General features: G+C 66.3%; 15 protein-coding genes. 14 read left to right on the forward strand and 1 reads right to left on the reverse strand.

The features are described 5' to 3' along the window. Positions 1-126: 126 nt before the first annotated feature. A complete protein-coding gene (locus BLQ34_RS15535) occupies positions 127-4,590 on the reverse strand; it encodes a DUF3883 domain-containing protein (RefSeq protein WP_157693090.1) in 4,464 nt (1,487 codons plus the stop codon). Between the two features lie 135 nt (positions 4,591-4,725). Between BLQ34_RS15535 and BLQ34_RS15540 the strand changes: the two genes are divergently transcribed. From BLQ34_RS15540 to BLQ34_RS15605, 14 genes are all read left to right on the forward strand, one after another. Then, positions 4,726-7,788, forward strand: coding sequence for a BPTD_3080 family restriction endonuclease (locus BLQ34_RS15540; RefSeq protein ID WP_091787490.1), 3,063 nt, complete (start codon positions 4,726-4,728; stop codon positions 7,786-7,788). Next, the gene (locus tag BLQ34_RS15545) at positions 7,778-10,495 is read left to right on the forward strand and encodes a site-specific DNA-methyltransferase (RefSeq protein ID WP_231961299.1); all 2,718 of its coding nucleotides are present in this window, start codon (positions 7,778-7,780) and stop codon (positions 10,493-10,495) included. The genes BLQ34_RS15540 and BLQ34_RS15545 overlap by 11 nt, the downstream gene beginning before the upstream one ends. Further along, entirely contained in the window at positions 10,492-12,273 is a 1,782-nt protein-coding gene (locus BLQ34_RS15550; RefSeq protein ID WP_091787496.1) for an ATP-binding protein, read from the forward strand. The genes BLQ34_RS15545 and BLQ34_RS15550 overlap by 4 nt, the downstream gene beginning before the upstream one ends. Next, a complete protein-coding gene (locus BLQ34_RS15555) occupies positions 12,270-15,074 on the forward strand; it encodes an ATP-dependent helicase (protein WP_091787498.1) in 2,805 nt (934 codons plus the stop codon). Before BLQ34_RS15550 ends, BLQ34_RS15555 begins: the two co-directional genes overlap by 4 nt. Positions 15,075-15,895: 821 nt before the next feature. Then, entirely contained in the window at positions 15,896-16,690 is a 795-nt protein-coding gene (locus BLQ34_RS15560) for a hypothetical protein (protein ID WP_091787501.1), read from the forward strand. A 44-nt stretch (positions 16,691-16,734) separates the two neighbouring features. Beyond that, positions 16,735-16,941: a hypothetical protein gene (locus tag BLQ34_RS15565; protein ID WP_157693091.1), complete on the forward strand. Its 207-nt coding sequence runs from the start codon at positions 16,735-16,737 to the stop codon at positions 16,939-16,941. A 227-nt stretch (positions 16,942-17,168) separates the two neighbouring features. Then, the gene (locus BLQ34_RS15570; RefSeq protein WP_157693092.1) at positions 17,169-17,813 is read left to right on the forward strand and encodes a hypothetical protein; all 645 of its coding nucleotides are present in this window, start codon (positions 17,169-17,171) and stop codon (positions 17,811-17,813) included. Next, the gene (locus BLQ34_RS15575; RefSeq protein WP_091787510.1) at positions 17,810-18,103 is read left to right on the forward strand and encodes a hypothetical protein; all 294 of its coding nucleotides are present in this window, start codon (positions 17,810-17,812) and stop codon (positions 18,101-18,103) included. The genes BLQ34_RS15570 and BLQ34_RS15575 overlap by 4 nt, the downstream gene beginning before the upstream one ends. Next, positions 18,103-19,017 carry a hypothetical protein gene (locus tag BLQ34_RS15580; protein ID WP_091787513.1) on the forward strand — a complete coding sequence of 305 codons (915 nt, stop codon included), beginning with the start codon at positions 18,103-18,105 and terminating at the stop codon, positions 19,015-19,017. Before BLQ34_RS15575 ends, BLQ34_RS15580 begins: the two co-directional genes overlap by 1 nt. Before the next feature lie 4 nt (positions 19,018-19,021). Next, complete coding sequence (locus BLQ34_RS15585; RefSeq protein ID WP_091787516.1) at positions 19,022-20,467, forward strand: type IV secretion system protein; 1,446 nt, start codon at positions 19,022-19,024, stop codon at positions 20,465-20,467. Between the two features lie 50 nt (positions 20,468-20,517). Continuing rightward, positions 20,518-22,023 carry an SCO6880 family protein gene (locus tag BLQ34_RS15590; RefSeq protein ID WP_091787519.1) on the forward strand — a complete coding sequence of 502 codons (1,506 nt, stop codon included), beginning with the start codon at positions 20,518-20,520 and terminating at the stop codon, positions 22,021-22,023. A gap of 216 nt (positions 22,024-22,239) precedes the next feature. Next, the gene (locus BLQ34_RS15595) at positions 22,240-23,559 is read left to right on the forward strand and encodes an ATP-binding protein (protein ID WP_231961306.1); all 1,320 of its coding nucleotides are present in this window, start codon (positions 22,240-22,242) and stop codon (positions 23,557-23,559) included. A 24-nt stretch (positions 23,560-23,583) separates the two neighbouring features. Next, positions 23,584-25,152, forward strand: a complete 1,569-nt coding sequence (locus BLQ34_RS15600) for a peptidoglycan DD-metalloendopeptidase family protein (RefSeq protein WP_091787525.1) — start codon at positions 23,584-23,586, stop codon at positions 25,150-25,152. Between the two features lie 91 nt (positions 25,153-25,243). Then, a complete protein-coding gene (locus BLQ34_RS15605; RefSeq protein WP_157693094.1) occupies positions 25,244-25,693 on the forward strand; it encodes a hypothetical protein in 450 nt (149 codons plus the stop codon).

A 25,693-nucleotide genomic window follows, 5' to 3' on the forward strand; every position in this document is an offset into this window, starting at 1 on the left:
GCCCACTAAGGGCGCCCCCTCGCGCCGCGGGCAATAGGACGCCACCGTCGCTCCTTGCCCTTGTCATCGAGGATGGCTCCGCACTCAGTCTCATATGCCTGTAGATGGGCGGCCGGACGAACCAGGTCAATCGGCGGGCGGCTGCGACGCGGACGTAGATCCATCCCATACGAGAAGCCGCCGGGTCGAAGCAATCAGTGCTTTTCCCGACTCATCGCGCTCGATCTCTGGTTCGCGAAGTGCCTGCCATCCCGCGTCGAATCCGAACTTTGTCGCCTCGCCGACGGGGTTTTGGATTCGGTGAATCACTGCAGCGTCGTCGTCCTCCGCGTGCTCCACCACGTACAACCAGAAGTCGTCTGGGTGGGTGCGGTTCTCCTCGAGCTGTGTTGCCGACATCCAGACGCCGAAACCAGTCCACGCTCCGCCGATTGACTTGATCTCGATGCGACGAAGAACGGCGCCATCTGAGTCCTTGGAGAGAATGTCGTAGCCGGGGTTGTTGTGAGCTTGCTCCTCTGGGGTCCGGCCGCAGGATCTCTCGTACTCGAGGACACGGCGGACGCCCGCGATATCCACAGGTGACTTCTCAGGCGCCTCGTCGCCGCCGTCGTCGTGGCCTTGGTCCTCGTCGTCGAACGACACGAAGGAAGCCATGTGAGTCCGCCGTTGCCCACTGCCTGAGCGACGTTGGGGGCGCTTCCGGCTCGAGTTGGTCGATGACGGTGTGCCATCGCCGTCCGCGTTACCTCCCGGCTCGGACGCTGCGTCGAGGGCCGCGTAGTCCGTTGAATCGTCGTCCGAGGAAACGGGCGGGTCATCGAGCTGATTTGAGGCGAGGTCCGGGTCGGACGGGGTAAGGGGGTCGAGGTCGAGATCTTCGACCTCGACCGAAGTCTGGCTGCCCACGCGCTCCCACTCCGTGTGGTCCAGATCCCGCACCCCGTACTCGTCGAGGACAGTCATCGCACCAGTGAGATCGGAGGCAGTCAGAACTTCCAGGATGGATGGCGCCAGGGAGCTGACGTCGATGCCGGGGGCGATGCAAAGCGCGATCTCTCGAGCAATGTGACGGTTGGGGGTCTCCGTTCGAACGATCAGGCGGTTTTCGTCGGGTAGGTAGATCGCTTCCGTTGGTCGGGGAGGATCGACCTGATGCTGGTGCGCGAATCGTGTGACGTACTCGACGGTGAGGTCAGGCATTACCTCGATACCCGTCTCGGCCAGTCGGTTGAGGTCGTACTGGGCCCCGTCCTCTACGCGCTGCGCCTCCGCAAGACGCTCGAGTGCCGGCCTGCGGTCGTCCACAAGCGCAGCAAGCGACGACGCTTCAGTCGAAGGCGCCCCTTCATTGATGCACGGAGTGATCACTTCCTCGGCAGGTCGAACCCCGGCTGCCGCCAACGCACGATGAGTGGACCGGTCACGCCGAATCAGGTTGTCCCTGATCAGAAGGATGGTCTCGGCAAGCCGACGGCCGTCTGCGAAAAGGAGCAGTTCGGGCTTCTCCAGCACGTCACGTGGGCCCACGGCGGACCTGATCGCTCCGAGCCTAGGCAGCGTGTCTGCTGACTCATGCAGATGCTGGTCGAGCAGTTCCCAGCAGCGATGGACAACCCGCTTGGCATCCTCATCGAGCCGTGTATTGCCAGCAGCTCGGCTGATTCGGCGCAGTGTTTCCTCGACGTGAGCCGGTTGCGCTGACTCGCTGACCCCGACCCGATCGAAGAAGGCTTGGTAATCGCGGTGGCCGGGCGCAAGAACATGTGCCCACTCGCCGAGTCCGGGATCTGACCAAAAGACGGTGTTGGGCTCCACGAACACCCCATCGCCGATTTGAACGCAAGGTTCGCGGCTCAGCGCCCTGACGGCGTGCTCCTCCTTCGCCTGCCCAAGAGCGCGGTACACCTCGGGGTGCAACCGGCTGTTGCCAGATACGCAGTGGCGCAGGTGGGCGATGACCATGGCTGTTGCCGGCGTCCTCTGGACCCCCAGCCATTCCAGGACCGGGGCGAGTCGACCTTGGTCGGTCACATGGAGCGCCAGCTTCTTGCCCTGCGACTCAAATAGGTATCGCTGGAACGTTGCAAAGACTTGGTCCGGCTTGTCGCGGCCACCTCCCTCGCAGGGGAGCCAGGCTGCGGACTGTAGCGATCGCAACGAACCGGAAACGGTTTCTGACTCGGGCGGGTTGGGGAGAGCATCAAGGATCGCCAGAACGACGTCTGCGTCCGGGGTCACGTCTTGCTCTCCGAGTCTGAACGCAGCCTCGTTCAGAACCTCATTGCTCGGATGTGCCGACACCCCAAGCCACACGAGCGTCTCGAGAAGGTGCGACGCCATACCGCGAGTGTCGGCGATGGGCGCTTCAGGTGCGATGAGGGTAAGCGCCGGGTTGGGCAGGTGGACGTTGTGGGCCGGATGTAGTCCGTCGGAGCAGGGGACGAGCGGTGTCTGGCGGAGAATCTCGCGGGCGCCCGGTGTCTGGTCCAGCTCGACGCGGTGGCGCTGAATGATCTCGAGCACTTGCCGTGCTTGATCGGTGCTGAGGCCATTGACCGCAGCCGGCGCAACATGGCGCAGCAGGTACTCCACGGCGTCGAGCTCCCGGGCTCCGAGTAGGCGCAAGAGGTCGGTATGGCCGGCGGTCTTGTCACGGTCCACAACGTCGGCGACGCCAAGGAGGTCGTCAAAGTCGGACGACAGCGACAGTTCCGTGAGCGGCCGGAGTTCGCCACCGGTGCTCGGGAAGAGGGGAAGAGCGCTGACGCGGGCTCGAAGCTCTTGAGCCAGGGCCGCCCGGTGGTTGTCCAGCCAGTCAAGCACCAGGTCGGGCGCAACTTCGAGAGCGGCTGGATCGGCTTCGAAGATCGCGACCGCTCGCTCAGGGTTGATGTCGTCGCAGAGGTCGATAAGGTTAGGACAGAGTCCAGCCAATCTCTCTGTGTCCACGATCTTCAGGTCGGGGTCGAGAAGTTCGAACAGCGCGCGGTCGTCCTCCTCGAGTTTAGATACCCGGCTCGCAGCCGCGAACGTTCCGTCCACGCAGGGGACGATCGCCACGCCAGCGATACTGGAGTTGGCCAGCAGCGACTTGCCACGCTCTTGAAGGTGGTTGACCAAGCGCAGGAGCGCGTCGACGTCATCAGCGGTGAGCAGTGCGTCGTCGCGCTCCGGCTCCCACGCCTCAGCTATCCCGGATTTCTCCAGGGCCGAAACAACATCGGAGATCCCGAGGAGGCTCATGCCGTACTGTGTCAGCGTCGTCTGCCTAGCTAGCGGGCGAATCGACGGCGCGAGGACCGGGACGCCTAGTCGGAGCAGGACCTCTACAGCGTCGTACTCTTCCTCGTCTCGTGGCACGAGCGTGCCGGCCGGCAAGACGCCGGTGTCGTCGGCAAGTAGCGCGATCCGCGATGCGGAAGCGAGCTCCTTCGCCCGTTCGAAGAACTCGCTGAACACCGCCGGGTATTCATCCTTGGCGATGTCGCGGTTGACCCTCTCAACGTCCACCAGGTAGTTCCACGCGACTCGGTGGCCGAGCTCCTGTGCGATGGTCTCCAGGTTGTCGGCGACAAGGACGGCTGCGGCATCAATAAGGATGTCGTTCCACTTGCCGCGAAACCCTCGGCTATCGAACTCCACTCCCTTCCGGTCCTGTCTGGGAAAGAACGTGGCGTTGACGTGGCCGCTCCAACCGGTCCGAGTCTCGGTAGGGAGATCCGCGAAGATGCGCCCTACGACACTTTCCTCGACAGGTACGGCGACCTGAACTAGTGAGGATCTGCTCGAATCGGGCTCGTACTCCTCCTTCAGCCGGTCCGCACCCTCGGCCTCGCCCTCGAGGAGCAGCCACTCCGAGGAATCACCGTTGACCGTGATGGTGATCCGGTTACCCTGCTGCCGCCTGCCGACCTTGGACGTCCGTTCGGGCGACTCAATGCTGAGTACTTGAGTTCGGTCGAGGAACACTAGGGCGGCGCCGGCTGCATCGTGCAGTTCGTCGACGAGCCGGGCAACGTCTGCATCGGTGAGCGGGGGTGCGCTCAAGTCTCGGCGCAGCGGCGTGTGCTGCCGGGCCCAAGGCAGATAGAAGGTCGTACCGGCAGATGCGTGGTCTCGCGGGCAGCCCCCGGGGCATAGGACGATCCTCTTGTTCTCGTCACGGGACTCGTCGAGGATCAGGTGTCGCCCGGCCGTGAGCACCTCTGGATGGTCTGTGACCTGATAGACGGCCGTGAAGCCCACGCCGAACGCTCCTGTGGTCCGGGCGTCATCGGCCTTGTGGCGCCCCGCGACCTCGCGAAATGAGTGCAAGTCGCAACTGCGCCTGCCCTCGTCAACTTTCCAAGGACACCGCTTCGACTTCTCTTGATGCCCACAGTCGGTGAAAACCGCGGAGTTCCAGACGGTGAGCTCCTGGTGTGACGCGACGAAGGTGATGCGGTCCGCCTCCGCGTCGTTCGCGTTCTGTGTCAGCTCGTGCAAAAGGGTGCCGCCGCCCCCGAGATCCTTGAGAATGTTTGCAAGGTTCCCGAGATGGTCCGACGCTCTCGACAGTGTCGTCGGCTCGCTTGCCGTTCCCGCCATGCCCGATCCTTCCCCGTTCCGAAGAACGGTATCGAGGAAGGCTGACAGGGTCAGTCGAATCGCCCGAATCCGCCCAATCCGTCGGTTGACCTCACTAGGGTGACCCATTGTGGGAGCAAGCAGGGCGCGGCAGCCATGACGGGGACGATCGACAACCCCATCCTGAACTCGCCATATGAGCAGCCGGACCGGTACTACGAGATCGGTCCGCAGGGCCCCACCGGCGAAGTCAGGGAGGGCCGTCGCCCCAGTGAGTCGTTCATCCCGATCGCCGTTTCCCGGAAGGGCCAGAAGGGCAAGGGCGACTCCGTCCAGGAGTCCTTCGACTTCGACGCCACGGGAGAGCGCCGAGAGAGGAACAGCCTAATCAACGACGTCCGACGGGACGTCGCGAAGTGGCGTCGTGGGCGCGAGTACGCCGGCGTGACACCGATCACCCGAAAGCTCCTTCAATACTGGGCTGACCCCGAGCGAGAGAATCGGGTCATCTTCGCCCAGCGGGAGGCTGCCGAGACGGCGATCTTCCTCACCGAAGTCGCGGGTCGAACTCATAGTTATGCGGACTGGCGCCAGCGACTGGAGCCGCAGAACGATCTCCACAATGCCGGTCTGCCGCGAGCTGCCCTCAAGATGGCGACCGGCTCCGGCAAGACCGTCGTGATGGCGATGCTGATCGCTTGGCAGACCCTCAACAAGGTCCAATCGCCGCGGGACGCTCGATTCACAAACCGCTTCCTGATCGTCGCGCCCGGCATCACCATCCGAGACCGCCTCCGGGTGCTCCTTCCGGAGGACACGGAGAACTACTACGACCTCCGTGACCTGATCCCTGCCGACCTCAAGGGCGGCTTGGAGCACGCCCGGATCGTGATCACCAACTACCACGCCTTCCAGCTCAAGGACGCCAAGGAGATCAAGGGCGTCGCCAAGAACACCCGCCTGCTGCTCAAGGGTGACATGAAGGGTGACCCCTTCAAGGAGACACCCCAGGCCATGGTGAGTCGTGTCCTGCGTGACCTCGGCGCGGACAAGCAGCAGATCATCGTCTTCAACGACGAAGCCCATCACTGCTACATGGACAAGCCTCTCCCTGCCGGTGAAAAGGCCGCCAAGGAACAGGAGGCCGCCAACGACGAGGCCAGGGTCTGGTTCAAGGGCCTTCAGGCGGTCGCCAAGCACGTCGGTGTCAAGCAGATCTTTGACCTCTCGGCAACGCCGTTCTACCTCGCTGGCTCCGGCTACAACGAGGGCTACATCTTTCCCTGGACCGTCAGCGACTTCTCACTCATGGATGCGATCGAGGCCGGCATCGTGAAGGTGCCAAGAACCCCGGTCGATGACGACGCCGCCCACGAACTGGTGACATACCTGCGCCTCTGGGATTTCGTCGGCGAAGCCCTACCCAAACGCGCGGCAAAGGGAAACGTCGCCGGTTGGCTGCCACCGCCCGAGCTCGAGGGTGGGCTCAGGAGCCTCCATCGCAGCTACGAGAAGGCCTTCAACCACTGGGAGACTGAGCTCGCACAACATGGCGAGACTCCACCTGTCTTCATCGTCGTCTGCCCGAACACCGTCGTGAGCAAGCTGGTCTACGACTGGATTGCCGGCGAGGAGGTGGTCGGGGACGACGCGGTCGTCGCGCACAAGCCCGGGAACCTGGCGCTGCTGAGCAACGTCCAGGACGGCCGGCCACTCGCGCGGCCACGGACTGTCCTCATCGACTCGGCTCAGCTTGAGTCCGGCGAGGCCATGAAGGCCGACTTCAAGCTCGCCGCAGGGCCTGAGATCGCCTCGTTCAAGGCCGAGTTCCGGCGTCGCAACCCGGGAGCGGACACCGACCAACTCACCGACGAGGACCTGCTCCGCGAGGTGATGAACACGGTCGGCAAGAAGGGCAAGCTCGGCGAACAGATCCGCTGCGTCGTCAGCGTTTCCATGCTCACCGAGGGATGGGACGCCAACACCGTCACCCACATCCTCGGAGTCCGCGCGTTCCGCAGCCAACTCCTGTGCGAACAGGTAGTCGGCCGAGGCCTGCGACGACGGTCGTATGCCGTGAACGATCAAGGCTACTTCGAGCCGGAGTACGCCAACGTCTACGGCATCCCGTTCCAGTTCATCTCCTCCGACAAGCCGATCAAGGACCCGCTGCCACCCAAGCCGGTCCAGCAGGTCGCTGCCATCGAGGGCCGGGAACACCTTCGCATCCAGTTCCCCAAGCTAACCGGTTATAGGGTCGAGCTCCCCGACGAAGACATTTGGCTCGACCTGGAGAATGCACCCGCCTTCGAGATCGGCCCGAACACCGTCCCGCGATGGGTGGAGATGCAGGGCGTGGTCGGTGCCGGCGAGAGTGAGGGTGGCGAGGACCGCGCCTACCGGCCTCAGGAGGTTGCCTTCGCCCTGGCCAAGCGAATCCTGGACACTCGGTTCAACACGGTTGACGACAAGCGACCGTGGCTGTTCCCGAGGCTCATCGGGATGTGCCGGGAATGGATCGACCAAAGGGTTCGGCTCGCCGAGGGCTACACGCTCGCCCACCTCATGACCATCACGGAGGTGCAGGCGGAAGCTGCCGAGCAGGTCTGGAACGCAATCACACGTCAGGTCGGCAACCGGCGCGAGCGGCTTCGACCAATGCTCAACCGGTTCGACCCTGAAGGCTCGACGGGCGACGTCGACTTCGACACCCGCAAATCCACCGTGTCCACGGAGAAGTCCGAGGTCTCTCACGTCACCCTCGACGGAAAGGACGGCAACACCTGGGAGCAGCTCCTCGCCTCCGAGCTCGAGCTGAATCGGAACGTCGATGCCTACGTCAAGAACGACCACCTCGGGTTCAGCATCCCGTACGTCCACAAGGGCCGCACCCACTCCTACGTTCCCGACTTCCTCGTGCGACTCCAACCACTCGACGGCGATGACTTGGCGCGGACACTGATAATCGAGGTGTCCGGCAGTCAGAAGAGCCCCGGACCAACGACCGCCAAAGCCACGACCGCACGCGACTCATGGTGCGCATCGGTGAACAACCACGGCGGCTTCGGTCGCTGGGGCTATATCGAGATGACCAATCCAATCGACTTCAAGACCCAGCTCGCCGAGGCGATTCAGCTCTTGTACGACGACGGGCCCATCATCGGCGACCCAGACCTACTCGACTTCGACGATGACGCAAGGAGCGCTCGTGGCGCGTAACACCTCCAAGGGCTCGACCCCCGTCGATGCGATCAAGCACACTGACAAGCGGACCAACATCCCTACCGCCGACGCCCACGAATTCGTGGATCCGTCGATCGAAGAGATTCGCCAAGTCCGCTACGCCCGGGACGAGAGTCTCGACCCGCAGTTGGTCTGGCGCGGCAAGTACCCGGCGGCGAATCATCTCGAAGGGTACGACGGCGACCTCGTTACAGACGCACCACCAATCTACATTCAAGAGAAGATCGATCCGCGGGTCCTGATCGAGAACCTCCGTCGCACGGCGGCCCGGAGCGAGGACGAGCCAGAACTGACCCTCTTCGACTCCTTCGATGGCCTCGCCGAACTCGACCAGGTCGACTTTTACAAGCACGATGCGAACTGGTCAAACCGCATGATCCTTGGCGACTCGCTCCAGGCGATGGCCTCTCTCGCCGAGCGGGAGCAGTTGCGAGGCAAGGTGCAGATGGTCTACATAGACCCGCCCTACGGCATCAAGTTCAACTCCAACTGGCAGGTCTCAACCCGGAGTCGCGATGTCACGGACGGCAAGCTGTCAGATGCCGCGAGGGAGGCCGAACAGATCAAGGCGTTTCGCGACACCTGGCAGCTGGGCATCCACTCCTACTTGACGTACCTGCGAGATCGCTTGCTTGTAGCGCGTGAGTTGCTGACTGACTCAGGGTCGTGCTTCGTTCAGATCGGCGATGAGAACGTGCATCTGGTTCGTTCGCTCGCCGACGAGGTGTTCGGAGCAGAGAACTTCGTCACCATGGTTACGGTCACGAAGACGAGCAGTTCCACGAGCCCATATCTTGGGGGCACAGCGGACTACATTCTCTGGTACGGGCGAGACCTCACGGTCATGAAGTACCGCCCCCTCTGGCGGCTAAAGGCGGTCGGTGCGGAGGGTGCGGGTTCATACGGTCGAGTGAGAATCGGCGATCTCACCCGGACTCTTACGCCTGAGGAACGGCGCGACCCGACGTTGATTCCTGACGATGCCCGGCTGTACACGACTAGCGACCTCACGAGCCAAGCGATGGGCCGGGCAAAGGGCGAAGGCGCCGCCTCTTGGTTCCCCATCGAGGTAGGCGGCGTGGCGTACACCCCGAGTATGCAGGCCAGGTGGAAGACGAATGAGCTGGGCATGTCGCGGCTGCTCGCGGCTGGACGCGTGGAAGTAGTTGGAAAGACCCCACGCTACGTCAGGTATTTCGATGACTTTCCGGCGTTTCCCTACACCGAAATCTGGAACGACCTGGGCGGTGCTACGGACAAGACGTACGTGGTGCAAACCGCTCCACGAATCGTTGAGCGTTGCATGCTCATGTGCAGTGATCCCGGCGATCTTGTCCTGGACCCGACGTGCGGCAGTGGCACCACGGCAGCGGTCGCCGAGCAGTGGGGTCGTCGTTGGATCACCATCGACACGTCTAGGGTGGCGCTCGCACTGGCTCGCCAGCGCGTCATGGGCGCACGGCACCCTTGGTACCTCCTCGCCGACTCGCGTCAGGGCCTCGACAAGGAGCAGTCGCTAACAGCACTTGCCCTTCCGAGACAGGAGGTGTCGGGGGATATCCGTCAGGGGTTTGTCTATGACCGAGTCCCGCACGTCATGCTGCGCTCGATCGCGAGTAACCCCGAGATTAAGGAGGCAATGACTCGCGGACAGATCGACGCGGCTATCAAGCGTCACTCGGATTTCGAACTGCTCTATGACAAGCCATTCGAGGACCCCAAGAAGGTCAGGGTTGCGGGCCCGTTCACGGTCGAGTCGCTCAGCCCTCACCGGTCGCTGGCCTTTTCCGGCGGACCCGCGACCGAGTCACGTGCCGAGACCGAGGCCGCCAAGGAGGCCGCCGCGCCGAACTTCGAGCAGTCGATTCTGGACAATCTCGCCAGGGCCGGTATTCAGAACGGGCGGCGTCAGGAGCGCATCACTTTCGCCTCGTTCGAGACATACGCGGGCGAGTACATCCAGGCGATCGGGGAGCGGGCAGGTGATACGGAAGGTGATGCACCAAGCCGCGTGGCGATTGCCATCGGACCTCAGTACGGAACGGTCAGCCCGGCATACGTGAAGAAGGCGGCACGGGAAGCCATCAACGCCGAGGACGTTGACCTGCTGTGCATCCTCGGGTTTGCCTTCGACGCGCAGGTGACTGGAGTGACCGAGGACGACGGCGTCACGGTGGAAGCATCGGACGAAGGCTTCGCGAATGTCGCAGGTGCGCGGAAACTCGGCCGCATCCCGGTCCTCATGGTCCGCATGAACGCCGACCTGTTGATGGGTGAGGAACTCAAGAAGACCGGTGCCGGCAACCTCTTCACCGTGTTCGGTGAGCCCGACATCGAGATCGAAGACACGGCCGACGGCTATGTTGTCAACCTCAAGGGCGTCGACGTCTACGACCCGACAACTGGCGAGGTCCGCAGCAACGACACCAGCCGCATCGCGCTCTGGATGATCGACACGGACTACAACGAGGAGTCCTTCTTCGTCCGCCACTGCTACTTCACTGGCGACACCGACCCCTATAAGAGACTTAAGACGGCCCTGAAGGCGGATATCGACGTGGACGCCTGGGACTCGCTGTATCAGACCACGTCCCGCCCCTTCCCGAAGCCGGAGACCGGCAAGATCGCAGTCAAGGTCATCAACGACTATGGCGACGAAGTCATGAAGGTCTTCGACGTATGAAGCTCACCCACATCCGGATCAAAGACTTCCGAAGCTTCTCTGGCGAACACGAGTTCGATGTTTCGTCCGGCGTGAACTACTTCGTGGGGCCAAACAACTGTGGCAAATCCAACCTCGTGCGCGCGCTGGAGCTTGCGTTGGATCCGGACGCGAAGTACGTCCCGGAAAGGGACCGTCCGGCGCGGCCTGGCGCACTGGGTGCTCCGCCGACGACGCGGATCACGCTGACGTTCCACGTGGGGAAGACGAGCCCCGAGGTCACACTTCTGACGCGTGCGAAAGAGTTCGAGCTGGCGGTTCGCAAGGCACGCAAGGGCGCAACGACGGGGAAGATCCAGACCTATGCCGCAGATCGGGAGGTCCGAATGGTCACGTCGTTTGCAGGACATGGCGGCCGGCAGACGACCTTCCAAGCGAGGGGCTACGGCGCAGCATCGTTGCCTGCCGATAGCCAGCAGCACTTGAAACTCGAGGCTCAGTTTCGCTCGGTGGTCCGCTCAGCGGTCGTGCACAGCGGCGAAGACCTTGAGTCGCTCTTGCAGGGTAAGTTCCGCCAGATCCTGCAACTCGTGATCGCAGACCACTTGGGCGAGGAGCTTGGAAAGGCGGAGCAGGCGCGGGCGGAATACCTAGAGGCGCTGCGGGCTGAGCTATTGGAACCGCTTCGGGCCCAGATCCAGGACAGGGTCGGTGCGATGTTTCCGGAGATCGCGTCCGCGAAGCTGGTGCCGGACCTACCGTCTGTTGCGGAGACGTTGTCCTCGGTTGACGTCCAGCTTGGAGACGACCTCGTCACGACGCAGCTCGTCGACAAGGGAACCGGAGTCCGTGGGGCCGTGCTGGTTTCCATGCTCCAGTACCTGGCTGAGCAGAGCAGACGCTCATTGGTGTTGGCGGTCGAGGAGCCTGAGGCGTTCCTTCATCCCGCGGCCCAAGAAGCCATCATGCAACAACTGGAGGAACTGGCCACGCGGTCCGACGTCTCCCTATTGGTCACGACTCACTCGCCGTACGTCCTGTCGAGGCGCGCGGACGCATCGATCACCGAACTGCGAAAGCGGCCGGACGGCGTGACGAGCAAGGCCGCGACCTGTGCTGGAGATCAGAGCCGAGCCGAGTTGATCGGATCGCTCTATCGCGACGCTGGCATGGCTGGCGTGCTCGAACGGGCTCTTACGATCCCGGCCGGTACACGGGCGGTCGTGATCACGGAGGGATACACCGATGGCGAGTTCCTGCGCATCGCGTGCCGCGCCGCAGGACGCTCCGAACTTCTCGAAGGCATCCACATCATCAGCGCAGGCGGCGCCAAGAAGGTCGTCTTTCAAGCCATCCTGGCGCGCTCTGCCACGGACAAACCGGTGGTCGCGATCCTCGACCATGACGATCAAGGCCGAGCGGCCATTTCGAAGCTCGAGGACTTCGGCTGGGCGAAGAACAAGGAACTCGTGTCGCTAGCATCTTGGTCGAACAGGTGCGCAAAAGGCCATGACGTCGAGATTGAGGACTTGATCCCGTCCTCCCTCTGGGAAAACGTCGTCAAGCGCGTGGGCGAGCTGGACGCCATCGATTCGAAGCAGAAGTGTGGGGCTAAGTGGCATTTCCAACTGAGCACGGCAGGCAAGGCCGAGGCACTGACCATCCTGCCCAGCACGATGAGGGCCGCGCACGCACAGGGCCTCGTTTGGCTCGCTGAGGAGATCGAAGCCCGCGTCAAGAAGATCGAGAAGTCATCTGCCACAACCAAGGCGTATGCGAAGGTGCCCGCAACGTCATGACCGCGTATACCGAGGCACAGGCACAGGCCATCGATTGCCTGGACGAGCCGCTCCAGATCATCGCTTGTGCGGGATCGGGCAAGACACAGGTCATCTCCCAACGCGTGGCAGAGATTCTCAAGCAGCCGAAGGTTGAGCCCCGCAACATCATCGCTTTCACCTTTACCGAGAAGGCTGCGGCCGAGCTCAAGGAGCGCATCCACACGGTTCTTGAAACTGAGGGCGTGAGCACTCAAGGCATCGCCGAGATGTACGTAGGAACCATGCATGGCTACGCACTGGACCTGGTCCAGCGACTGGTGCCAGAGACCTTCAAGTTCTCGGTCCTGACCGACATCACGACCAGGCTGTTCATCGATCGCAACAGTAGGAAGTCCGGCCTCACCGAATGTCCGACGCTCTCCCCCGGCACACCGCGGCTACGTCGGTTCCTCCACTCGAAGCTCTACATGCAAGCGACAAGCGTGTTGCGAGAAGACACTATCGATGAGGAGCGGGTCCCATCCGGCGTACTGAAGTCCCACTGGGAATACATGCGCCTGCTCTACGACAATGCCTACTTCGACTTCACCGAGATGATCAATCTCGCAGTGCAACTTCTTGAGGCCGACCCTGCTGAAGATGCTGAGGCTGGGCTCGTGCAGCGCCACATCCGCGACGCGATCAGATACGTCGTCGTAGACGAGTATCAGGACGTCAATCCGCTCCAGGAACGACTCATCCGTGGGCTCGTGCAGTTCAGTGCGAACCTCTGCGTCGTCGGGGATGACGACCAAACCATTTACCAGTGGCGCGGCAGCGAGGTCAGCAACATTTTGACCTTCAGCGATCGATACGCCGGCGTCAGGCAAGTAACTCTGGACGACAACTTCCGCTCAAGCAAGGGTGTTGTCGAAGTCGGCCGTTCGGTGGCGGAGCTCATCCCGTTTGAGGCGAGGCTCTCGAAGGCGATGGTCGCGGCCGGGCATCAGGACTTCGCTCGAGGTGACCTTCTGGCTCTCGACTTCGCCGACCCCGACGCTGAGGCCTCGTGGATCTGTGAACGTATACAGGCCATGCGTGGAGTTGCGTTTGTGGACGGACCGGGGGCAGATCCGCGCGGCCTGTCGTGGTCAGACTGCGCGGTGCTGTTTCGTTCGGTGGCACGCGACGCAGGACCACTGGTGGACGAGATGCGCCGCAGGAACATTCCGTTCGTGATCAAGGGCCTCAACCGGCTGTTCGACAGCCCCGAGATCCACGCGATCGTAGGCGTCTTCCGCTACATCGTGAGCCAGATCGACGGAGTCGCTCTGCGGAACCTGTTCGACGACGCGTCGCTGCTCCCGCCCTGCTGTGACTGGACGGCAGCAATGCAGGTGCTGAACGAGGGGCGCGACTTCGACCGCGGCAAAAGGTGGGGCGTCTACAACATCCAGCGCCTGTATCTCGAGTTCCTCGAAGCCCTGACGCTCCGCGAAGACACCGTCCCCGGAGATCCCGCCCGCGCGGAGCTGGTCTTTTATCAGCTCGGCAAGTTCAGCCAAGCGATCTCGGACTTCGAGGCCATCTACTTCAACACCGACCCTGAACAGAAATACAGGTCGTTCGCCGACTGGCTGGAGCACCAAGCGCCCGACTACTACGCCGACGCAGGCGCGGACGTCGGCTACGCCGCGCCCGACGCCGTCGTGATTTCAACGGTCCACCAAGCCAAGGGCATGCAGTGGCCCGTCGTGTTCGTCCCGTGCCTCCGCAACAACCGCTTCCCAGCTAAACGACAGGGCGGGCTTGGTCTCTTCCATGTGATCCCGGACACCGCGGTCGCGAGCCCCGATCGCTACCGGGGGACCGTGGACGATGAAACCCGCCTGTTCTACGTGGCGGTGACTCGTGCGCAGAAGTACCTGTTCCTGTCCTACTCCCCGGTGCCGGGCAATCGGCTATACGGCAGACGATCGCAGTTCTTCGACCACTGCGCTCGACAGTCCTGGTTTCTGACTCGCGAGTTGAGGGCTCCTTCGCCGACGCTTCAGCCACACGCCAAGCAGGAACTCCCTAACGTCTCCCTCTCGTTCTCCGAGCTCAAGTACCTCTTCGAATGCCCTTACCAGTTCAAGCTGCGCTTCCTGTACGGCTTCAACCCGCCGCTCCATGAGGCCCTCGGCTACGGCAAGGGTCTGCACGACGCGCTGGCTGAAGCACACAAGCGGGCCCTCGACGGGGATCTCGTCGGGCCGAGCGCGGCAGAGGACCTCGTTGATCGACATCTGCACGCTCCGTACGCGTATCCAGCGCTGAAGGCAGCGCTACGCGACGCGGCGATCAAGTCAGTCGAGCGCTACCTGACCGAGCACGCTGCGGACCTGGAGCGAACGATCCACAGCGAGAAGCAGATCCAGGTACACGTCGCGCCCGGGATCACTGTTGATGGCCGCATCGACCTCATTCGCCGCCTCGACAGTGACGAGGTGGCGATCGTCGACTTCAAGTCGACCGCCAGGGCGCAGGACGAGGACGTCACGCGGGACCAGCTTCATGTGTACGCGGTCGGCTATCAGGAGTTGACCGGTCGGCGTGCCGACCTAATCGAGGTCCTCAACCTAGACGAGCAGGGCAAGACGATCCGCGAACTGGTAGAGGACCCGCTGCTCAGCGCCGTCCGTGGTCGGATCAAGACGGCAGGCGACGCGCTGCGCGACAACGATCTTCCACGACTGCCCGTTTGGGATGACAAATGCTCCCAGTGTGACCTCGCTGAGCTGTGTAGAGACATCCCTGACGATCAGAAGAGGGCACGCAGGGTTGCGAACGGGCGCTAGCAGGCAAGTTTGCGGTCCGTGCGCGTGTTGGCTGAGCCAATAGGCAACGTTGTCCATGGCCAGTAGGGACAGACAACCTCCTTAGGCCGCGAGCCGTGGCCCCGAATGTCTGCGCGATACGCAGGTTGCGTCTATCCGCGGCCAATGCCCGTCAATCGATCTTGGGCTGATCCGTCCCGTCCGGCGATCTCCGCCTAGTGGCCGAGGGCCGGTCACTAGAACCGCGCAATCGGAGCGGTAGCGGGTCTCTAGGCGAGTCCGCTGATGGTTGCGCCCTGAGTTCGGGTGCGTCGGGGACCTCGGCCTCCGAGGCGAGGCGCAGCAGGTCCTTTGCCGTGTCGGTTGGGGTGCGCTCGAAGCGCCGGTCGAGCCGAGCCCACCGCGCTCGTCGCGCTCGACCGCGGATGGCAGGGAAGCTTGCTGCCCGCTTGTCCAGGAGGGCTAGTCGCGGTTTGGCTGCCGGAGCGACGCCCACGGTCACGAGGTACTCGGGAGTGCCGACGTCGACCGGCGGCCGGCGAGCGGTCGCCCTCCCGAGGGGAACATCAGGGCGGCGACGCGGGGGTGCGGCTGCACACCCACGGGTGTGCCCTTCGCGACCGACATCGCTGCACCCTCATTTGGCCGCAGCCGAGGGGGCGCAAGGCCTGTCGCACGAGAACGTCGTCGACTTGGGGTACAACGCATCGTTGCAGGTCACGCGGGTCGTACCCCCGGTCGCGGGATACGTACCCCCTCCTGATTGGCCGAGGACGGGGACGAGTCCGGGGACGCCTGACCGAGACCTTCCTGCCGTGTCCACACGACGGAAGGAACCCGAGATGAGTGTCGCAACACACCTGGGCCTGGCCGACCCCAACAGTGAGGTCCTGACCCTGGCCGGCCAGCGCTGGTCGCGATGGCAGATGTCACACGAAGAGCTGCTCGTCGTCGACGAGCTGGCGGATCTCCCGGCCTGGCTGCAGGCCGCCGACTGGGACGAGGCGGACCGTGTCCTGCTGGCCCTGGCCCAACTGTCGGCGCCGGACGGCGGCGACGACGTCGCCGCGACCGCAGCGCTGGCCTGGGTGCTCCTGCCCGGTGCCAGCCTGCTCGCGTTCCGTCTCGGGCGGCTCAGCCGTCGGATCGACGAGATCCTCGCCGCCCAGCTGTGGGTCGAGGCCCGGACCTTCCCGTGGCAGCGCGGCCACAAGGTGGCCGCCAACATCCTGATGAACACGCGCAAGGGCGTCATGCGCGACCTCGGGATCGGCGCCCTGGGCGACCGCACCATCCCGTTCCCGCCCTCCGCGCAGGTGTGGACCGAGGCCGCCTACGGGGTCCTCCCGGCTGGCCCCACGGCTGAAGAGGAGTTGCTGGACATCCTCGAGCTCGCAATGAGCGCGGGTGCCCTGTCCGATGATGACGGCGAGCTTCTGCTGGGCCTGGCGCACGCCGCGGACCTGGCCAGCCCCGCCCGCTCGGGTCGCGGCCATGCCGGGCTGATGGCGCCGGCAGCCTCCGAAACCCTGGCCGCGGACCGCGGCGTCTCCGCCCGGACCATTCGCCGGCGGGCAGCCCGGTCGGTCTCCGTTCTGCGGACCGTTTGCGGCGCCCACCAGCGGGTCTCGGCGTGAGGTGTCCGCCGGCACGCCGCGGGCCGGCTTTGGGCGGCGGGGTGATGACCATGAACGACGGGACCGAACTCCAACGTCTGATCGTCGTCGCCAACAGCGAGGTCGAGGAATTTGTCGAGCCCGCGGAATGCGTGGACCGGCTGCACCAGGTGCAGACTGCGCGCGCCGCCCTGGCCCGACTGGACGCGCCCAGCCTGCGCGCCTCCCTCGAGGCCAGCAGGTCGGCGCGTGGGAACGGGAGCGCTCAGTGACCTCATTGACCACCCACCCGGCACCCGCGCGACCCGCGGTGAGCGTTGAGGAGCTCAAGCGCGCGTGGCAGGCAGTACAGGCCGGCGACTTCTGCCGTCACCCGGGCGCCAGGCAGCGACCGGACACACCGAGCAGCTGTGACACCGGCGGGCGGTCGTGGGAGCCCCACGAGGCCGTGCTCCCCGTCATCGGGTGCGCCGGATCGGTCGGCGCAACCACCTTGGCGTTGAGCCTCGCCACCGCTGCCGCCGAGGCCGCCGCGGCAACGATGGGAAGCGCCCGCGTCGTGGAGTGCTGCACGGTGACGGCCTCCGGCCTGGCGCCAGCCTCCACCGCAGAGCTGGGCCAGCACCCCACAGGTTGGCTCCAGGGCACCCGAGGCGAGGTCCTCCTCGAGCGCAGCACGGACATGTACGTCAGCCCCGACGAAGTGCTACCCCCAACCGACGCGGCACCGGGGCTCGGGCTGACCGTCCTGGACGTCGGATGGGAGCTGGGACAGCTCCTGGCCAGCCCGAGCTGGCTGTCCGACCGGGTGCTCCACGCCGATCACGTCGTGGCCGTCACGACCGCCACCATCCCCGGCCTGCGGCGCCTGGAAGGGGCACTGGCACTGCTGGAGGGAACACCGGTCATCGGCGCCATCCTCGGTCCACCGCGGCGCACGTGGCCTCGGGGCCTGGAGCACAGCCTCGGCGCCTTGTCCCGGCAGCTCGACCAGCGCGCGGCCATGCACCTGATCCCGCTAGACCGCGGCCTCGCCGTGCGGGGCCTGGACTCGCAAGCCCTGCCCACCCCACTGCTCACCGCAGCAGGCCACCTGCTCCACGCCAGCGTCGCCGGAGCCACCCCGAAGGGACACCCGTCATGAAGGCGCTCACCCGCCAGCTCGCCTCCCTCGCGCAGGTCTGCCCCGTCGCCCCGCCCGGAGCGCAGCGCTACGCCGACCAGCTCATGGGCTACGTCCTGTGGGGCACGATCATCCTGTTCGTGCTCGGCGTTGTCGTCGGCATCGGCGCGATCGTCGCGGGCCGCATCTTCGGCATGCCGCACGCGTCCAAGGCCGGCATCGTCGGCGTGGTCGTCGTCTTCCTGGCGGTGATCGGCTACCTGGTGCTGCCGGGAATCGTGCGCGCCATGACCGGCGCTGGGTGTATCTGATGAGCCGCGCTGACCAGGACAGCGCCAGCGGCGGGTGGGGACGACCGCGCCTGCTGGCAACCCTCGCGGCCGGGGTCGGGGCAGCAGTGTTGTTCGTGGCCGGCCTAGCCCTGGCGCTCTACTACGTCCTGCGGACCGCAGAAGCGACGTCGACGCCCCCTTCGGCTGCATGGTCGGCGGGTCCGAAGCCGGTCGCCTCCGGGAGCGGCCCGGCCTACCGAGACAGGGTGGCCGCAGCCCCGATGCTGAAGGTGGCCCCGGACGACGCCAGGCGCGGCGTCCCTGCCGCGGTCACCGGCCCAGTCATCGACGTGCCCGCGGCCACCGACGTGGGACCGGCGCGGGTGCCGACCGGCTTCCCTCGCACACCGCAGGGAGCGGTCGGCCAGCTGGCCGCCATCGAGACGACCGTCCTGCAGGGGATGTCCATCCCGCAGGCGAACCAGGTCTACGAACAGTGGGCGCTACCGGGCGGGGCAGGCGTCGCCGACTGGGCACTGACCAAGAACGTCCAGAACTTCCTCGCCAGCGCGGGGCAGGGGCAGAGCAAGGACCTCACGGTCGCGGTGACCGCGACCCCCGCGGCGGGACAGGTCAAAGGCACCGATGGGGCCAGCTGGGTGCTGGCCTGTGTCCTGCTGGACGTGCGGGCCACCATCACCGTGCAGGCCCGCATCGGCTACGGATACTGCGAACGCATGCAATGGCACGCCACTTCGACGGGGACGGGCGGGGATGGCGGACGCTGGATGATCGCGCCCGGCGCTCCCGCCGCGGCCGCACCCTGCACGTGGCCGGGAACCGACATCGCCTTCAAGGCTGGGTGGCGGACTTGGGTTTTCAATGACCTGGCCAGCAGCGACGAAGCGGGCGCGGCCAGCACCCCGACCAGCACCCCGACCAGCAGGGAGTAGCGCCGTGGACTTCCTCAACCCCTTCACCTATCTCGGTTCAGCCGCCGGCAGGGTCGTCGCCGACGGGTGGACCGCCGCAATGCTCGGCCTCTGGAACGCCGGGCTCTGGCTGCTGAAGCTCGTCCTGACCATCGTCGACGCGTTCACCGTCCCCGACCTGCGCGAGGGGGGCCCCGGCGCGCATGTGTACCAGATAACCTTCTGGATCGCCGGAGCCCTCATGCTCCTGCTGGCAATGGTGCAGCTGGGCCTGACTGCCGCGCGGCGCGACGGCAAGTCGATGGCGCGGGTCCTGGTCGGGACGGGCCAGTTCGTGATGGTGTGGGCCGGCTGGATCGCCCTGGCGGTGCTGGTCGTCGCCGCCTGCGGAGGGCTCACTCGCGCCCTGATGTCCACGCTGCTGCACATCGACGGGTGGGCCCAGTTCGACCCGCTCGGCACCCAGATCTCGACCCAGGACATCAGCGACGGCACTATCGCCACCGTCCTGGGATTCATGGGGATCTTCATGGTGTTCGCCGCGATCGGACACCTGCTGGTCATGCTCACCCGTGCGGGCGCCCTGATGGTGCTGGCAGCGACCACCCCGATCGCCGCAGGGGGACTGGTCAGCGACGCCGGGCAGGGCTGGTTCTGGAAGAGTCTGCGCTGGTTCATCGCCGCCGCGTTCACCCCCGTGGTGATGGTCCTGGTGCTGGGCATCGGGGTGCAGATGACCTCAGGGGTCGCCACCGGAATGAGCGACACGCTGCAGAAGGCCATCGGGACTGCCGTGCCCGGCGTGGTCCTGATCTGCATCGGCTGCTTCAGCCCCCTCGCGCTGTTCAAGCTTCTGGCGTTCGTCGATCCCGGCACCAGCTCCGGGTCCGCGCTGCGGGCCGGTTTGGCCGCCCAGGGCGGCCTCAGCGGTGTCCTCGCCGGCCAGGGTCAGGCGCAGGGCGGGTCCTCGGCCGCGTCATCCACCGACACGAACGGCCGCTCCCAGGGCGAGAGCTCCGGGCAGGACTCCACCAGCGCGCGCTTCAGCTCCGGTGGGCGTGGGCTGATGGGCCAGGTCGGAGGCGGGCTCGGGCAAGCCGTCGGCGCAGGCATGGCAGCCATGGAGAGCATCGGGCCGCGCGGGGCGGCCGTGGCCGCCGACGTGACCAACCAGATGGGTGTCGGCCACAACAACTACGTCCCGGACTTCAGCAAGACCAAGCAAGTGTCGAGCCACAGGAGCGGCGGCACGCAGGCAGACGACGACAACCCCCAGATCAACGGCTCCAGCCTTAACACCACGCCGGAGGCCGGCATCACTCCCCCCGCACCACCTGGGGTCGGGACGCCGCCCGCGCCGACACCCTCCCCGGGCGCAGTGGCTGGTTCCGCTGGTGGTGCCGGGGGCGCGGGCGCCGCGGGGGGCGAGGCGGCGGGTGCTGCGGCGGCCGTGCCGATCGTCCCGGTCTGATCGATCACCCAAAACCGAAAGCCCTTGTTCGAAAAGCAGAGGAGGCTCTCATGGCGGTCATCTACAGCGACTACAGCCGGGCCCGGATCGGGTGGTTCTTCGGGCTGTCCGGGTGGCAATTGGCAGTCGTGGCCGGCTCGACGATGCCGGTGTTCTGGTCCGTCCAGGCCGGCGCGTGGATTTCGGCGGTGCTGTTCTTGGCGCTGTGGGCCACGATCACCGTGGTCACGGTGACCCCGGTCCGGGGCCGGTCCACCTTCGGCTGGGTGGCGGCCTGTCTGGCCTTCGCCGCGGGCGGCCTGGCGGGGTGGACCCGCTTTCGTTCCAAGGCGACCCGAGGGCAGGTGGACTGCCTGCAGGAGCCCGACCTGCCCGGAGCGTTGCACGCCGTGCAGATCCATGACGGGCCACCGCACGGGGCCTCGTTCTCCCGGGTGGCGATCATCCAGAACCACGCCGCCCGAACGTGGGCGGTGACTGCGGCCGTCGTCCACCCGGGCATCGGGCTGCGCGAGATCGAGGAGCGGCAGCGGCAGGGTCGGGGTCTGAGCGAGCTGCTGGACATGGCCTCCCAGACCGGGCTGGTCGAGGAGATCCTGCTCTTGGTGCGCACCGTCCCCGAGGACGGCGCCGAACGGGACCAGTGGCTGGCCCGGCACCGCCGGCCCGGCGGTTCCCCGGGGGCCCGGCAGGTCAACGACGAGCTGCAGCAGACTCTCACGCGGGCCAGCGTGCGCACCGAGTCCTTCGTGACGGTCGTCATCCCCGAGGGACGGCTGGGCAAGGCGGCCAAGGAGTCCGGCGGCGGCCTCGAAGGACGCGCCCGCGTCATCTACGGCGTCTTGGGCGAGATCGAGGCCCAGCTGCGCGGCGGGCTGGGCATGACCAGCGTCACGTGGCTGACCAGCCCCGAGCTCGCGCTGGCCTCCCGGACCGGGTTCGCCCCAGGGGATCGGGCCGGGATCATCGACGCCCTCGGCGCCCGCCACGCCGACCCGGGCGTCAACGCCGACGTCCCGTGGGCGATGGCCGGACCGTCCGGGGCCGACCCGGTGGCCCGGCACTACAGCCACGACGCGTGGAACAGCGTCAGCTCCACCATCAAGCTCCCGGTCAAGGGTGCCGCGATGGGTGCGTTGCTTCCGGTGCTGACCCCGACCGAGCCGGGGGAGCGTCGCTCCTTCCTGGTGGCCTACCCGATCCTGAGCCAGTCGGCGGCCGGCCGGCAGAGCGCCACCAGCGAGTGGGCTGCCGACATCGGCGAGGAGCTGCGCGTCAAGGCGAAGGTGAAGCAGAACGCCAAGGCCAGGGACGAGGCCGAGAAGGTGCGCCGGCTGGACACCAAGCTCGCCCGCGGCAACTCCCTGACCCGGCCGTACGCCGTCTGCACGGTCACCGTCCCCAAGACCGTCAGGGTGTCCGAGTTCGGGCGCCGCCTCGATGGGTCCGTGCGCCGGGCAGGGTTCGCGCCGCTGCGCCTGGACCTGGCCCAGGACGTCGCATTCGCCGCGTCGACCGTCCCGCTGGGCGTCAGCCTCACCCGGAAGGCGGACTGAACAATGAGTCCCTCGCAACGCACCCGAGGAGGCCGCCGGGCAGCGGGGCGCACCGTCTCACGGCTGCTCGCCGACTTCGGCCACGACCTGCCCTCCGTCCCAACGGTGCAGGAAGCCACCAAGGAGGCGCGACTGTTCCGGCACGCGTCACGCCGTGGGCCTCGCCGTCCCGGCAGCGGCTGGGCTCCGGCGGCCGCGCCCGTTTCGAGCTGGCGCATGACCTCCGACCAGGCGCCGGTGCTTTGGCCGTTCATCTCCACCCCCGGGCTCCCGCCGACCGGAGCCCAGATGGGCATCGACATGCTCTCCGGTGGCGCGTTCTACGCCGACCCCCACGGGTGGGTCCTCGACGACGACGTCCCGGTCACCAACCCAAACATCTTCAGCTTCGGGAAACCCGGCCGCGGCAAGTCGGCAACCACCAAGGCGTTCTGCCTGCGGATGACCGACTTCGGCTACCGCATCCTGGTGCTCGGCGACCCCAAGGACGAGTACGAGGGACTGTGCCGGTTCTTCGGGGTCGAACCCTTCGCGATCGGACACGGCCTACCCACCCGCATCAACCCCCTGGCATTCGGGCCTCTCCTCCAGGGCTGGGACCAGCTGGACGCCGCGCAGGCGCAAGGCCGCGCCGCGGTCGTCTTCGGGCGCTGGCTGACCCTGGTCCGAGGCCTCGTCGGAAGCCAACGGATCGGCGAGCAGCGGGTCCCATTCGGACCTACCGACGAAGTCGTCGTCAAGGCAGCCCTGCAAACCCTCACCGGATACACCCACGGCCAGTCCCACCTGACCGAGACCACCATTCCCCAGCTGTGGCAGCTTCTGGACAAGCCCACCGCCGACCTGGTCGCAACCTGCCGGTACGCCGACCTGCGGCACTTCCTCGACGACACCAGGCTCCTGCGAGACGCCCTCGGCCAGCTCGTCAATGGCGCCCTGGCCGGCCTGTTTGACGACCACACCACCATCGACGTCGACTGGTCCGCCCCGATCCAGTCCCTGAGCCTGTCCCGCCTCGAGCCCCTGGGGGACGAGGCGATCGGGATCGCCCTGACCTGCCTCAACTCCTGGGGTCGAGGCATGCGCGAGCGGGCAGTACCGGGGGACCTGCGGGTGGTCGTGCGCGACGAATCGTGGAAGCAGCTGCGGCTCGGCCCGGAGGCGGTCAAGTCCTTCGACGCCGACCTGCGCCTGTCCCGACGTGACGGGGACGTCCAGTTCGCCGTCGCGCACAAGCCCTCCGACCTGCTCTCCGCCGGTGACACCGGCTCCCAGGCCGTCGCCATCGCCAAGGACCTGCTGCACCTGGCCGACGTGAAAATCCTGCACGGCCAGGATCTGGGTGTGGCCCGCGAGCTGGAGAACATGCTCGGACTGGGCCCGATGGCGCGCGACCTGGTCACCGGGTGGGCCATGCAGGGCAAGGGCAGGGCTCTGTGGTGTGTGGGGGAGCAGCACTACCAGGTGCAGACCGTGCTGCACCCGGTCGAACGCGAGCTCACCTTCACCAACCAAGCCATCGCAGGCGCCGCCTGACCATCGCCGGACCGGAGCCGACCCATGAAGAAGATCGCGCTGTTCCTCATCCCGGCCTTGCTGCTGATGCTCGGGCTGCCGGTGGCCGTCGCCCTGCTCGTGATGACGGTGAGCGCCCCGGCGGCCGCGCAGGAGCTGCGCACGATCGCCTGCGGCGGCGTCACACCGGTCACCGGCGCCTGGCGGCCCCCGTTCGCGCAGGCCTACACCGTTGGCCAGCGCGGCTTCGGCCGCGAGTTCCACCCGATCTACCACCAGTGGCGCCTGCACACGGGGCAGGACCTGGTGTCACAACCGGGACCCGGACCGGTGGTGGCGATCGGGGCCGGGCGAATCACCTTCGCCGGCGCGGAGGGAGGGTATGGCAACGTCGTCGATGTCGCGCACGTCGACGACACCACCGGGGCAGCGGTGGTCAGCCGCTACGCCCACCTCGCGTCCCTGAGCGTGAGCACCGGCGCGACGGTCGTCGGCGGCCAGCAGCTGGGGGTCGAGGGATCAACCGGCACCAGCACCGGCGACCACCTGCACTTCGAGATCCGCCTCGGCGGGACGCCGACCGACCCCGTGCCGTGGATGCTGGCCCACGGTGCACCCCTCAACGGCCAAGCCGTGGCCAGCTGGACACGACCCCCCGGGGTGCCGGTCAACGAGGGCGGCGTCGGCTTCCCTTTGCCCCCACCCGGCACACCTCGACAGGCGTCGCTGCGCCACCCGGCGCAACCGATCCCCACCCAGGTCAAGGCGGTCTACCTCGCGGCCGCGGCACGGTACAAGATCCCGTGGACGCTGCTCGCCGGGATCGGCATGGAGGAGACCGCCCACGGCCGCAACGACGGCACCAGCTCGGCCGGCGCGCAGGGCCTCATGCAGTTCCTGCCCGCCACCTGGGTCACGATGGGGGTCGACGGCGACGGCGACGGCCGCGCGGACATCACCAACGACGCCGACAGCGCCATGTCGGCCGCGAACTATCTCACCAAGTCCGGTGTCACCAAAGGTCCGGCGGGGGTGCGGGCGGCGATCTTCGCCTACAACCACGCCGACTGGTACGTCAACGACGTCCTGTACTACGCCGCGGCCTACGGCAGCGGCACCGTGCTGGGAAGCAGCACCGAGTGCGGGCCAGGACAAGGGAACCCTGCCCTGCCACCGCTGACCAGCGACCGCCTGCGGGTGGCCCTCACCTGGGCGACCAGCCACGTCGGGGACCGGTACGTCATGGGCGCCACGGGACCCCACGCGTGGGACTGCTCCTCGTTCACCCAGACCGCGTACGCCCAGATCGGCATCAGCACCCCGCGAACCGCGCAGGCGCAACGCGACTGGCTCGCGGCCGGGAACGGCTTCCGGGTCGACCCCCGGCAGGCCAGGCCCGGCGACCTGATCTTCTACGACTCCTACCTGGGGCCCAACACCATCGGGCATGTCGCCATGGTCTTGGACCCCAGCAAGCAGACGACCGTGGAGGCGATGGACGGCCGGCACGGTGTCACCTACGGCAGCTACGCCTGCAAGGCGACCGTCAAGCACATCTTTCAGATCTGGCGGGTCGGCAACGTCTCCGACCAGCCGTCCCGGGCGGCACCCTGAGACCCGAACGTGCCCGTGCGGGGCGGCTGAGCGCAGATGTGACCACCCAGGATCGCTATCGGGCATTGGGGTGGCAGGAAGGGAGCAGCCCATGCAGCGAGCACGTCGAACCAACCCCTATCCGTTCACCTGGGAGATCCCCGTGGCGGCGGTAGTCGCCACGGTCCTCCTGCTGGTCCTCGGGGTCCATGCCGGGCGCGCGGTGGCCAACCTCGTCGCCGGAGGGGGGCTCACCCTGCCTTCCCGGGAGACGCTGTTCACCAGCGTGCCCGGAGTGCTCGGTGGCGGCGCCGGTGCAGGCCTGACCGGCACGGCCGCCCACCTGGCTGGAGCGACGGCAGTCAGGGTGTGGGTCGGTGTTGCGGAGGCGATGGTCCTTACCCTGACCGTCTGGGTCGGGAAGGTCGGCCTCGGCCGGTGGGGGCCCGGACGGATCCAAGGGATGGCTTCGCGGGAGGAAGCCGCGCGGCTGCTCGGCCGGAGCCGGCTGCGCAAGGTCGGCGCCGTCGTCCGGCCGGATCTGTACGGGAGGGAACGCTGA

This window comes from Pedococcus dokdonensis (genome assembly GCF_900104525.1).
Lineage (GTDB): Bacteria > Actinomycetota > Actinomycetes > Actinomycetales > Dermatophilaceae > Pedococcus > Pedococcus dokdonensis.